We start from the raw sequence: 12,676 nt of genomic DNA, 5'->3' as shown, positions 1-12,676 counted from the left end.
TTATTTAATCGATTATTTTAAGAAACCCGGTCGATAGCTGGTCGCTTTATTTGGATCTCCCTTCCCATTATATATTGCTTGTAATGGGTAGGGGTAGGCTGGCTGCTCTTTGAACACACTACCTTGTGAATTTTCTTTTTGTGTCAGTAAGCTATCTGGCGCTACACCGCCAATTATCCAAGACTCCAAAGCATTGATGGCATCAAAAGTGGCGTTACCTGGGCCATCGACACCGCAGTGGAGTACGCCGGGTAATAAGAATAGCCGGGCAAAATCACGGACTTCTTGATTGTGGCTTTGCATAAACTCATCAACTTCTTCGTACCAATCAATCGTTGCATAGGCTGGGATAGCAGCGTCTGACCAACCGTGTAACACGAGCATTTTTCCGCCACGGTCTTTGAATGCACGTAAGTCAGGATCGTCTGCATCCATCAATTTACTGACGTGGAAAAGACTTTCTGTTTCATCTTGATATGAAAAGTCTCGCCAGTTGTAGTCGACATCAAGCGCTTCAGGATAGGCAATATACTTTAAATATTCAGTTGCAGCATAGTAGTGAAAAGGCATAAGCTGCGACAATTGCGGGGCAACCCATCCCATCCATTCGGGTTCAGAGCCGTAAGGTAATCCACCATAAATGACATCCCCTTGTGCGTTTTTAGATGGCGCATACAAGGCTTTTACTGCCTCCACTTGTTGCTGGGATAAACACCCATTTACTTGCCCGTGCGGGCAAGCCAGTGTCTGAGGATTAAAATCGCATAATCTGGGGTCACTGATAATCCCGTCCTCGAGCCCATCTTTGCCATCACAGGCAGCCATAACTGCATTGGCTATCATAGGAATGTCCTGTGGAGATAGAATGGGTCTGTCTTTGTGATCTAAAATAGCGCGGGCATTATCCATGCAGTTAATCAGGTTAACGTCGGTATAGTTTATCGTTGGGCCTCTTGCTATGACGCCATCAAAGTCATTGGGGTAGCGCTTTGCTGCCATAACACCTGCATGACCCCCTTTTGAACATCCGGTTATAAACGAATACTGGGGCTGCGTGTGGTAGTATTTTTCGATGATGGCCTTGGCGGCAACTGCAACAACATGGTTGGCGCGATAAGCAAAGTCAATTTTGAGCTGTTCATTATTTCTTGCCCATTTACCATCAAAGCCGTATGCAGTGTGGCCACCATCGTGGCTCATTGTGGCGTAATGTCTAACTATGCCTGCCATTGGCGGGTAGGGGCTGACATCACCACAAAAGCCCATACAGGCATTGAGTAAATATTTTTGATTCCAAAGCTCACGTGCTGGTAAGCGAAGCTCAAAGCGAATTGTTGGCGTAACATAACCGCGCACAAGACAATGATCTGGTAGCGTTTTATGAAACTTAGGAATTGGCGCGCCCATAAGTCGGCTGTGTTTATATGCCCATTCGGACTCGCTCGGGCTCATTTCATACCCTTTCACAAAGCGTGACTCAATGACATTGGTTGCTGCTTCTCCGCGTTCCAATTTGGCAAAATCATCAAAGCGTAGTGACATACAAGCGCGTTCTTCAGCGCTTATTTGAACACCTGTTTGAGCCGCAAACGCGTGAATTGAAAACCCATTGAGGCAGGCTAACCCTAGCAAAGGCCAAGTACGACTAATTAAGTTAGATATTTTCGACATTCCCATTTATCTCCTTTCAACGGTTATGCAATTGATAATTATTATCAATTGAGTGTCGGATTGTCTTGTATTCACAATCGAAACTCAAGAGTGCGACGTCGTTATTCGTAAATTTATTGATTTAGGCTGTGTAGATTGTATTTAATAGTGACATTGACAGTTGTGAGAACACACTGAAAGCTTTGCTTGCTGTCTGAGAATTTACAAAGTTGATGGGTGGATCATTGATTGATTTAATTGTGAGCTGGATTTTTATAGCGGCTGCCATAATTCTAATTGTGTGGGCTGCATGGATATATCAACGGGAAAAGGTATTTATTAAAAACGGCAGGTTTTGCAAAAAACATCAATTTGTCGTTGAATGTCTAGAAATATCAGAGTTAACTAAAATAAGTTACCACTATCATGCAATTGTTGGGTTTGTTGCTATTTGGGAGTTGGTGGATAGCCAAGGCAATAAGCTAGTAATTGACGGGCGTGCAAAAGATGTATGGCAGGTCATGTCTGAGTTACAGCACTTTTTGCCTGAATTTACTTTGGAAAATTTTGATAGCGCCTTTGCCAGTGGGGATATCGTCGACACGTTAGAAATATGGCAACAACAATAGTTCGATTCTAAGTTTTTGAGTTGGAAGCTTTTTTGCTATCTTTTACAAAGAATTGGGAGACACCTAATCCAAATTGAACATGCCCACGCTTTAAAGAGCTTGAGAAAGTGCCTTCCTAATTGGGTTCTGGTTTTAGCTTTCTTTTGACTCTTTTTCTTTCAATTTTTTGTCTTGGTCAAAGTGCCACTTAACGGCGAAAAAACCTGCTATGCCAAGTGCGATGACTTTGACTGCCATAAAAATATAAGGGAAAGAATCTGACCAATGCTCCATCGCATATCTCCATGCTATTACTTTTCAATTTCTACAATGAGGAGCGATGCCACAGGGCTGCTTTTTAGTATCCAGTTAGGCCTGATTATGTGGAACTCTTACGGCTCCACATCTCGAAGGATGCTAAAACTGAGAACTTTGACAATTTCATGTAGATCTTATTTTCCTTTACTTAGGATTGATACAGATCATAGAAAGTCGCTCACCGCGGTAATATATTCCATTCAGGATCTGCTTGTCAATATAATAATTAGAACGTATAGAATGTTTAGTAAATATTGAAAGTTCGTGTTTGCTACTCTTTTACGCAAGTACTTTCTTAAGCAATTTTAGTCAAGTTGCCAGTTAGCTAAGTGATACAGATACTTTAAAAAGGGTAGCTGAATAGCTCGTTAGACTGTGGAACTCAGCCACCAAGCCTTGCAATAGGGCCGGTTGGGTAAATCGTTTACCTGTTGTACGAACTGTAGACTTAAATTTTGTTCGAAAATACACGCCTAACTTGGACTCCTAAATAAAAGTGACCGCACTTATGTATTTTTCATCCGTTAAAAAACAATAATAATCTTTGCCAGTATCTATCACTTTTGATATTTATTTAGTGCTCAGAAAAACCAGCCTGCAACGATGCTCTGTCATCAAACACCTATTGCTAAGATGAAATAAAATTAAGTAAATAGGCGTCCCCCCTCACACTGAGTTCACGGCCAAAACGATGTAATACACCGTAATACCGAGCCATTTTACCGAGTGCTAATTTCTAGATTATGTGGAAATACAGCTGTGGTGATCAAATCACACTCAACAGTGCGCTTGTGAAGGTGGATGAGAATAGCCATCGGCTATCAGCGCTTTCTTGCGTACTTCATTGAAATATGGAGAGAAGAGATATGAGAGACAAGGTATATGGCGTATTTAATGGTGGTGGCGCAAAAGGAGCTGCTTTTTCTGGCGCGGTACAGGCAATAGACTCTGAATATGATTGGGCAGGGGTTGCTGGCACATCGGCAGGCGCGATTACTGCTGGACTCCTTGCTGCTGGTTACACTGGAAATGAGCTTAAGGATGTGGTTGGCAATCTGGACATGATAAAGCTCATGGACATTGCGAAGTTGGGGGATGTTCAACAAGGCGTGACACGTTGGATAGATTGTTTAGATGTAGATCTAGGTACTCAGCTGCTACTTAAAGTCGATCCTTTGATGCTGTGCTCTGAAGAGGAGATTGCATTCAAGAAAAAGTACCATGCGATATTCAATGAGCTAAGAGAGCACCAACAGTCAGCAATCGACCTGCCGATTGAAGTGAATATGAAAACATATTGGTTTACCAAAATCATAGCCAATCAAATAGCCAAAACGGTCCAAGGCCAATTTGATATCGATGAAGAAGCATTGACCGAAAATATTCATATGTTGTTGTTCTTTAAAGGAACTGGTTATTTTGACAGCCAAGGAGGTCCAGGAGAAAAGGCTGTACGAGTTGCATTACGCGAGTTAATTTTGGGGTTGCTCAGGAAAAAAGACCTACCTGAATTTATTCTTGAGAAGTTAGAAAACGAAGGGAACGAAGACAACTTGTTGTCTTCATTTTTAAGCTTGTATTATCACGGTGGCTTGTTTGAAGGTAAGGCATTTATTCACGAGATGGAAACACTCTTACAGAATAAACTGCGTACAAAAGAAGACAAGGACTTAAATAATCCAGTTACCTTTGGTGAGCTGCCGCTAGAGTTGCACGTGATGGCAGCGGATATCTCTGCTAACCGTCTAGTTCGTTTTCCTGAAGACTTGTTGGACTATGGCTATCAGGATAATCCTGAAAAAGAGCACTATTACATGGACTTTTCTGTGGCTGAAGCGATACGAGCAAGTATGAGTATTCCTCTTGTTTTTCAAACGGTTTTACTAGAAAACCCACAGACAAATGAACTACACCAGTTAGTCGACGGAGGTATGTTATCTAATTTCCCCGTGGCGTCTTTCATTGATGACAATGATGATATTCCAATTTGTGGTTTCAAGCTGGGAGAGGAATCTCACTTGGTTGCAAGGAGTCAACGTATATTGCCTTTTATACTGGCCCATGTGAATACCTTAACCGATGCACACGATAAGTTTATGGAGCACTATCTACGCAACAAGCTGGTTGTGAATGACATAAGTTTAACAATGCAGATTGACGATCCTGAAGTAGTTCAGCAAAAACGTATTAAACTTGCTGAACAAAAGGCCGAATTGGATAAAGACATAGCAGTTCTTGATTCCGTAAAAAATCAGCTTATTAATAAGTTTAACGCGCTATCGCAGGGTGATAGTGATGCGCCCCTTTTTAACCAACATATCGATGCAATAGAGCAATCAATAAATGAACTGCAAAATAAGCTAGACGCATTGCTAGAAAAGCCTGTAGAAGACAAGCAATGTGGTACATTAGATTTTGATTTAACTGAGGCTCAAAAAGCACGGCTACATGAAAATGGTGAGCGCGCGGGTGAACAAGCGCTGTTCAACCTTAAAGCTTTATTTGATTCTCGAAAAGCCAAAGGGAGTAGGGTCGACATTGGTTAATTGCTTCATTTGCTGGTGTGGAGTCAATTCAGGGGGTTGGGTTTACGCTAACTCCCTGTTAGTTAGATAGTGCTTAAACGTTTGGTGCCAAGAGTTGTCTCTGGTGATATTTTGAGATTGCCCCATGAGTGGGGGTAGGCTTGTCCATAGACGGCAATTGGAAAAGTTTGAGCGCCTTCAAGCAATAGCGCAGAGCAAAGGGACAAGCTTCACAAAACATTTTGTCTTATTGTAAAAAACTTCTAGATAGCTGATATATAAGTTTGGAGGCAAGATTCATCCCTGAGTTTTTAAATAAACTCTCTAATTGGTTTCAGTTGTAATGGTTCTAGTTACATAACCCCACCACCAACCTGTATAAATTATGAATAATAGGTATTTAGAGCTCTTTATTTAGTAAAAGAAGTTTGCCGTCTGTAGTGTCACGTTATTGATTGTAAGTAACTGTTATAGCTTCTATCTATCCAAGTTTTCCGTTGTTAGCATGCTTTCCATTAAACGCACTAAACATAAAATAAACTTCATCGAAAAGGACAATTAGAATGAAAATTAACTTAAGCCGTTTTTTAAAACTATCAGCATGGATAATTGGCGCTTGTTCTGGATCTGCATTTGCTCAGAGTGCTCCGTTATCTTGCTACTGGCAGCTTGATAATCAAAATGAATTGGGCACATGGGAAAGCCAACTTTGCAGCAATCCAGTTGATGCAAGTAAACCAGATATACTAATCGCAAATCGAGTGAATATACCCAGTCATAGTCTTTGTACTATAAGTTGGTATGACGGTTATCGAACGGAATTGAAGGGTAGTGTTCAGGTTTCTGGATCTAAATCAGCTTGTTATAGTTATTCAGCTACCTTTCAACCGGCACCCCAAACACAGGTTGTTGATGGCATAGAGGAAACACTCTTAGATTGCAGCTGGGAAAAAGGGGAAAGCAACTTTCATCGTTTGTATTGCAAAGATATCAAAGGCCAATTAGTCAACCACCCGGTAGCCACGAAAATACAAGCCAGTGGTTCCAACCAGTGTGCAATGTACTTTAATAGTAGTGCGCTAGACTTGTTTGGTGACGGGAATGCGGTGGTTGAAGCGCCGCCTTCAACTGCGTGTGATACAGATCCTATTTATTTTAGACCTTACCCTAAAAAACGGATTGTGGACGGGGTTGAAGAGGTTTTACTGCAGTGTACTTGGCAAGGAGAAGACGAGGGACTGCAAGTTAAATTATGTACAGATGTTGGCACTTTGGGTAATGACGTTGCTGTCGCAGTAAAGATGAATGGTACCGTACAGTCTTGGCTCTCGACAGCAAATAGAAATCTTAAAAAAGGGCAAATTATTGAGGCTCTCGCACTTAATTCATTTAATCCTCCCCTTTACTTTAAAGTAAATTAACCACTCATACTCATAATGCGGTGTGTGTATGCATTCCGCATTTTTATGGGGTTAATTGTATTAATTCATTAATTTTTTGGCTTAAATTGTTTTTAAGTTTTTGTTTTTTAATGGCTCTAGTTTGGTGTTTTGGATTTTATTAAATTAATTGTTTTTGCTGGTTTTTTGTTGTTTTCCTTTCTGGGTTTTTTAGTATATTCTCATTGTAATCACCTTTTTAAAGGGTTTGATGTTCTGCCTTGTCTTCCTTTGGTATTTTTGTGAAGGTTTTAAATGTGACTGTGGTTGGATCAGGTTTTAGAATGGATTAATTTAATCAGGTGAGTGTTATTTGAAGGCTGTTTCTAAAATGAGACAGGTGGATTCTATTTGTAACATAGCAGTTAAATCGAGAACAAAGTAGCTCAATATGTTAGCACATCCCATCATTATGGGTGCTAGGCACAATTAGGAATATGGACATGAATATTAAAAACGCTTTGGGAATTATAGTCTTAGGTACTGGCTTCAATACGCTTGCGGCAGATGAAATCGGACTTGAGCTAGGAGTAAGCTCTCACATAATTGAAGTTAAAAGTACAAATGTTGTTTCTATTCAATCGTATACGAATGGAACCGTTACAGTTATTACCGGTAATCAACTTCTTGGTCCAAATTCTTGTAACAGTAGAGCCAAGTATATAATTCCAGCCTCTGAGACTGGTATCGATATTACACTAAGCGTTTTATTGACTGCTAAAACCACTTCACAACCAGTCACATTATATTTGCATGGGAGCGAGTGTAGTTCCGGTTATCCAAAAATAACAAGCGCAGTATTGGAGTGATTCTGGAGGTTATTTTGTAGATGATACTGTTTTTATAACTTGCTTTATGGAGATGGTTAAATTGATGGTCTGTGTTTTTTAAATTTGTTGGTTTTTTTGGGGTTTATTTTTGATTGTATTTGTTGATTGACTTTTTTATATCGAAAATTGGTTTTTATAAAGGGTGTGTAATGTTGTCTTTAAACTGTTTTTAAATTATATTTAAAGTGCATTGCTAATGGCTCTTGTTGCTAATTAATAAAGGTTTTTGTAAAACCACTTTTTCATTTTGAAAATAAGCTGTCTTCAAGTGAAAAGTTGATGAGCCCGACCTATTTATTGGTTTGAACTTATCAACTTTGTTTTTAAATAAAAAGTGTCTTAGGGTAAATGAAGTCCACTGACTAATGGGGTTGTGCTATTTTCATACAGTGTTTAAGCGATTTTTCTTTGTATATAAAGTAACCTAATGAAATAAGCGTTAATAGCGCGCCTATTGCCCCGGTTACAATTCCCAATTCACATAGAATAGTATTCCAGTCGGAGAGGTTACTGCTTAAACCATGATAAATCATCACTGCAACGGTCCCTAAATACCCAAATGAATCAGCTAAGTAAGTTAGGAAACCCACATTGGCGGGGCGATTAAATGTTGCGATAAGTCTCTCAAACAAGGTTGTTGTGAAAGGTACATAAGCTAAGTACAAACCAATGCCATTTAATATCATCCAGCTGACAGGGTTTAGGTTACTAAATTGGTATGCAATAGAGCTTAACAGTGTAATTGTAAAGCCAATAAAAATCAGTAAGTGATTGATGATCATGGCGGTGTGATTACATCTAATGAGCTTTAAAAGCGCGATAATCACTAAGACAACTAGTGCAATCGGGAGCTCAGTCATGGTGAATAGCACTGGCGAACCTTCGAGGCCAGTGGCTTTGAACACGTCGGCGGCAAAACTATCTCGTAGATCACGTAAAATAGTTAATAGAATATAGCCGACAATCAACATCGTAAGACCAAAACCCAGCAGTTTTAGCAGTGCTATACGATCGGCTTTCGTCATTGGCACGCGGGCAGATCGCGCGTCAATATCATCTTGGTTGGGAGGAGGGACTTGGTCGAGCATCCATACCGTGATGCATAACAATGGTAAAAACACTGTCGCAGTAACAAATGGCATCCAAAACTCGGTAATACCGAAGTCTAAAATAAGAATACTAGCGAGGCTTTTTACTAAACCGGACGCAATAATTAAACTAGCGCAAAGCCCTGCTGCCAATATTTCTGTGACTCTTCTACCTTCTAAATAGCTAAAAATTATCCCCCAAACCATGCCTAAAGGCAGGCCATTCAACACCATAAACAATGCATTCCATGGCGCAGGTGCAATAGCAAACCCAAGCAGTGCAATCCAAGCGACTAAAACTAAGAAAATGATGGCTTTGGCGCGACCGTGATTATGTAGCTCAGAAATCACTTTTATGCCAATGAACTTGGACAGTGCATAGCCCAAGATTTGAGCTGTCAGATAAAGAGTTTTTAGCGATAAACCTAGCCAAGTTACGCTTTGAAATAAGCCCACAGCAACGGGTTTTCTGAACCCATACATAAAGGCATAAGTACTGCACGCAGCAATGATTGTATAGACACAAAATAGTACTGTACTAGAATCTATATAGGTACGAATTTGCTTGCCCAAGTGACCGAACATTAGACACTCTAATTGGTACGCCCTTTTTTGGTATGTACCAATTGGTGGGCTGTTTCGAATTTGGAAAGTGTAAATTGGCTTTGTGTCAGTTGTTTTACAAGGCCTTAATTTCTAAAAATGTAGTTTGGCCTTGTTTTCTATCATTAGCGCATCGTGACGCCAAAATTCACGATCAAATTCAAAAGCTATACCATCTTTGTCTCTCACGATCCGTGTGACTTTGAGGCCGAGCGCGCCATCATAAGTATCTAACAATTGTGCGATCGGGTTGAATAAACAGCATGACTCGACAGTAACATCATATAAAACATTATGTTGGTGATAGGTATTCTTGAGTAAAATGCTGATGGATAATGACAAGTCATGTTTATCAATATCAGGTAAGTGTTTATTGCTAAAATTGAGGTTTTCAACGACCACAGCTCTTCCGTCGACTGAGCGTACGCGCAAAATACTCGTTAAACTGGTGCGGGCATCTAACTCAAGTGCTGCTGCTATTTCTTTACAGGGTTTCAATTTTTTTTGCTCTACTAATTTAGTACTGGGCTGAAACCCTTGCGCAGTGGTGTATTGCAAAAATGAAGTATGTTGCATTGGATCATATTTTAGTTTGCGAGGACACACAAACCAACCACTGCGATTCTTTCTATATATCAACCCCATATGCTCAAGTTGTCCAAGGGCTTGGCGTAGTGTAGAACGAGCAACGTCATAGGTTGCGCAGAGCTCTCGCTCTGATGGCAAGCTACCTGTGAGGTGTTGTTCAATGATCTGTTGGCTAATGGCTTCACGCACATGGGCATAAGCGAAACAAGCATTGCTCATAAGTTATCAATTTTTTATCTGCATTTTATTAATTTATTGTTATCACAATACAGAGTGCTCAACAAGCCATGTTTATAGATTTAGATATTTTGGTACATACCAATTATTTAAATATTACATAATTCTGTAAAACCATTGTAATGCGCTCGAACTAAGATTTCGCCCGTTCGTATTTTTGGTATGTACCAATCACTTTCGGGAATTATAATGAAAACTTTATACTCTACAGGCTCTACAAAAATATCTATGCTCGCAATGGCTGTGGCAACAGCATTGTCGGCTCCTGTGTTGGCAGAAGATGATCAGGCTAAAGCAGATCAACAGATCGAAGAGATCATGGTCGTTGGAAAGAGTGTTTCTTACGCTAATAATGCAACGTCTGAAGAGATGTTTAAACAGCAGTCTTCCATGACCAGTGCGATGGCAATGATTGATAATCTGCCAGGTGTACTTATTAACGAAGGTGATACATTCGGATCTGATGATTGGTCAACAACCGTGTCTATTCGAGGCTTTCAGTTAAGTCTAGATGAGCAGCAAGTCGGTATTACCATTGATGGTATCTCAAATGGTAACTCTAACTACGGCGGGGGAGCTAAGGCAAACCGCTATATCGATACAGAAAATTTAATGGCTGTAGAAGTTTCTCAAGGTACTGCTGATATCGGTTCACGTTCGAATGAAGCGCTGGGCGGTACATTAAACTTCACAACTATTAACCCAGGAACGGAAAAAGGCATTGTAGCCAGCCTGTCACTAGCTAATTTTGACGCGCAAAAATACTATATGCGTGTTGAAACAGGCGAGGTTATGGATGATACCTATGGCTGGTTCAGTTATTCAAATTCGAGCAACAGTGATTGGATAACGGGAACAGCCGAGAATAAACGCGATCACTTTGCAACTAAATTTGTCAAAGGTATGGACAGTGACTTAGAGATCACCGCTTACCTTTCGTATGACGACGTGCATGAAGATAACTACCAACGTGTATCGTTAGAGAGTTTTAAACAAAACCCAGAGTCCGATGGACTAACCGGTGAGTGGACAGGTATTCCTTATATTGATCAAGTGTATCGCCGTGGTTGGTCTACGCTACGTGAAAACCTATTTGGCTATATTGAGGTTGACACAATGATTGGTGAAGTTGAAGTAACAGCCAATGCGTATTTCCACAAAAATGAGGGCCGTGGTGACTGGGTACCACCTTATATCGTTGATGTTAATCACGATGGTGCCAATGGTCACAGTGAATTGGTGTCAGGTACGACATATCAAGGCGGCAGCTCATTAGGTAAAATTTATTTTGTCGGTGCTGATGGTAAATCCCTGACGCCTGCCAAAGGATGTGAAAGCTCTATTACTTTCCCTTATGGTGGTGCAGATGCAGAGTATGATCCTAACTGTTATGATTCAAGCGCACGCCCTGTTGGATCATATCGCAACAGTCATTACGAAAAAGAGCGTTTTGGCATAAATGCTGACCTTACGTGGGAAACGCAAATTGGTGAGTACACCAACATAGTACGTGGTGGAATTTGGTACGAAGATTATGAGCGCTCTGAGTACCGAGACTGGCACAAAATCATCGATTCAAAGAGTAGTTTTGATTTTGACCATACCCCGTATTGGATCCAGTATGACCGCACTTATCCAGTTACCACGACGATGTTGTACCTTGAAGACTCAGTGGAGATGGAAAGTGTAACAGTGCGCGCTGGCGTCAAAAAGTACTTAGTAGATTTAGATAGCCACGATAAATTCACAAGCACCAACAAGTCAGTAAATTCAGACTCCGACACGCTGTTGTCAGCAGGTGCTGTATGGTATACGCCTGTTGAAGGCTTAGAAGTATTTGCAGGTTACGCGGAAAACTTTGCGGCGATCAAAGATCAGGTCCTAGAAGCCGATGCGTCAGCACTCGGTAATATTGAGCCAGAAACAGCTGAAAATATGGATTTGGGTATTCGTTACGACAACCAAGACTTTGATGCCAGTATCACACTTTACAGCATTGATTTTGAAAACCGTCTAACATTCGTAGCGCCTGAATCTGCATCAGGCAATGACTACCTTGTTGGTACCAGTGGTCAATATATTAACACTGGGGGGATTGAGTCCTCAGGGGTAGAAGCGTCAATGACTTATTACCCTACCCAAGCTCTATCGGTATACATGTCTTATACCAGTAATGACTCAGAGTACACAGATGGTACGGTAGATATTAAAGCAGGTAATACTGTATTTGGTTCAGTTGAAGATATGGCTGTGTTGTCTTTAGATTGGCAGTCTGACATATACTCAGCCGGTCTTTCAACTAAATGGATCGGGGAGCGCTGGATGGATGCAGACAATACTCAGCGTATTGACGCCTATGCGGTGAGCGACTTATACATTGCCGTTGATTTAGACAACTTTGATTCCGCCTTAAAGGGAGCCTCTATCAGGCTTACTGTAAACAACTTGTTTGATAAGAGCTATATAGGCAGTGTTGCTGGTGGCTGGGGTGGTTGGATAGGTGCACCGCGTACTGCTGCAATTAATTTCCAAACACGTTTTTAAAGTGAGTGGGTGTGGTGTTGAAAAACACGACTAATCACAAACCCCAATGTTGTGCAGTTGAAACGGATGTTTTTATTAGTCGATAGGTTTGACCTTGTTATGTACACCGCGAAAGCACGGACCATGTTACATAACTCGCCTTAAAACTATGCTGTGCAACAAACTTCTGAGCTAGATGATTATTCATTTAGCTCATTTTCTTCTCGATGTCACAGAGTATTTGGTCACTTGACCACAATACCTAGT

General features: G+C 40.8%; 9 protein-coding genes. 5 read left to right on the top strand and 4 right to left on the bottom strand.

Going from position 1 to position 12,676, the window contains the following annotated elements; translation table 11 throughout:
* Window positions 1-12 precede the first annotated feature (12 nt).
* Entirely contained in the window at window positions 13-1,671 is a 1,659-nt protein-coding gene (locus tag N483_RS22200) for a tannase/feruloyl esterase family alpha/beta hydrolase (RefSeq protein WP_023398014.1), read from the bottom strand.
* 224 nt (window positions 1,672-1,895) lie between these two features.
* On the opposite strand from N483_RS22200, the gene N483_RS22195 reads away from it, so the two are divergent.
* Entirely contained in the window at window positions 1,896-2,279 is a 384-nt protein-coding gene (locus N483_RS22195) for a hypothetical protein (RefSeq protein WP_155250718.1), read from the top strand.
* Between the two features lie 132 nt (window positions 2,280-2,411).
* Here N483_RS22195 and N483_RS27335 read toward each other — a convergent pair whose 3' ends face one another.
* Window positions 2,412-2,552, bottom strand: coding sequence for a hypothetical protein (locus N483_RS27335; RefSeq protein WP_023398012.1), 141 nt, complete (start codon window positions 2,550-2,552; stop codon window positions 2,412-2,414).
* 890 nt (window positions 2,553-3,442) lie between these two features.
* Between N483_RS27335 and N483_RS22190 the strand changes: the two genes are divergently transcribed.
* The 3 genes from N483_RS22190 (at window position 3,443) to N483_RS22180 (ending at window position 7,349) form a co-directional block, all read left to right on the top strand.
* Window positions 3,443-5,122: a patatin-like phospholipase family protein gene (locus N483_RS22190; protein WP_023398011.1), complete on the top strand. Its 1,680-nt coding sequence runs from the start codon at window positions 3,443-3,445 to the stop codon at window positions 5,120-5,122.
* Window positions 5,123-5,664: 542 nt separating this feature from the next.
* The gene (locus N483_RS22185; protein WP_023398010.1) at window positions 5,665-6,522 is read left to right on the top strand and encodes a hypothetical protein; all 858 of its coding nucleotides are present in this window, start codon (window positions 5,665-5,667) and stop codon (window positions 6,520-6,522) included.
* Between the two features lie 461 nt (window positions 6,523-6,983).
* The gene (locus N483_RS22180; RefSeq protein ID WP_023398009.1) at window positions 6,984-7,349 is read left to right on the top strand and encodes a hypothetical protein; all 366 of its coding nucleotides are present in this window, start codon (window positions 6,984-6,986) and stop codon (window positions 7,347-7,349) included.
* Between the two features lie 383 nt (window positions 7,350-7,732).
* Here N483_RS22180 and N483_RS22175 read toward each other — a convergent pair whose 3' ends face one another.
* Window positions 7,733-9,043, bottom strand: coding sequence for a DUF5690 family protein (locus tag N483_RS22175; RefSeq protein WP_023398008.1), 1,311 nt, complete (start codon window positions 9,041-9,043; stop codon window positions 7,733-7,735).
* A 111-nt stretch (window positions 9,044-9,154) separates the two neighbouring features.
* Window positions 9,155-9,868, bottom strand: coding sequence for a UTRA domain-containing protein (locus N483_RS22170; protein WP_023398007.1), 714 nt, complete (start codon window positions 9,866-9,868; stop codon window positions 9,155-9,157).
* A 207-nt stretch (window positions 9,869-10,075) separates the two neighbouring features.
* Between N483_RS22170 and N483_RS22165 the strand changes: the two genes are divergently transcribed.
* The gene (locus N483_RS22165) at window positions 10,076-12,430 is read left to right on the top strand and encodes a TonB-dependent receptor (RefSeq protein ID WP_023398006.1); all 2,355 of its coding nucleotides are present in this window, start codon (window positions 10,076-10,078) and stop codon (window positions 12,428-12,430) included.
* The last annotated feature ends 246 nt before the right edge of the window (window positions 12,431-12,676 follow it).

Origin of the sequence: Pseudoalteromonas luteoviolacea NCIMB 1944 (assembly GCF_001625565.1) — a bacterium.
Classification (GTDB): domain Bacteria; phylum Pseudomonadota; class Gammaproteobacteria; order Enterobacterales; family Alteromonadaceae; genus Pseudoalteromonas; species Pseudoalteromonas luteoviolacea_F.
The sequence above is the reverse complement of the archived record's forward strand: the minus strand, read 5'-3'. Positions and strand labels throughout refer to the sequence as shown.

Coding starts and splice junctions, on each gene's coding strand:
- N483_RS22185 (WP_023398010.1), top strand. CDS start 5,665: ATGAAAATTAACTTAAGCCGTTTTTTAAAACTATCAGCATGGATAATT.
- N483_RS22175 (WP_023398008.1), bottom strand. CDS start 9,043: ATGTTCGGTCACTTGGGCAAGCAAATTCGTACCTATATAGATTCTAGT.
- N483_RS22180 (WP_023398009.1), top strand. CDS start 6,984: ATGAATATTAAAAACGCTTTGGGAATTATAGTCTTAGGTACTGGCTTC.
- N483_RS22190 (WP_023398011.1), top strand. CDS start 3,443: ATGAGAGACAAGGTATATGGCGTATTTAATGGTGGTGGCGCAAAAGGA.
- N483_RS27335 (WP_023398012.1), bottom strand. CDS start 2,552: ATGGAGCATTGGTCAGATTCTTTCCCTTATATTTTTATGGCAGTCAAA.
- N483_RS22200 (WP_023398014.1), bottom strand. CDS start 1,671: ATGTCGAAAATATCTAACTTAATTAGTCGTACTTGGCCTTTGCTAGGG.
- N483_RS22165 (WP_023398006.1), top strand. CDS start 10,076: ATGAAAACTTTATACTCTACAGGCTCTACAAAAATATCTATGCTCGCA.
- N483_RS22170 (WP_023398007.1), bottom strand. CDS start 9,868: ATGAGCAATGCTTGTTTCGCTTATGCCCATGTGCGTGAAGCCATTAGC.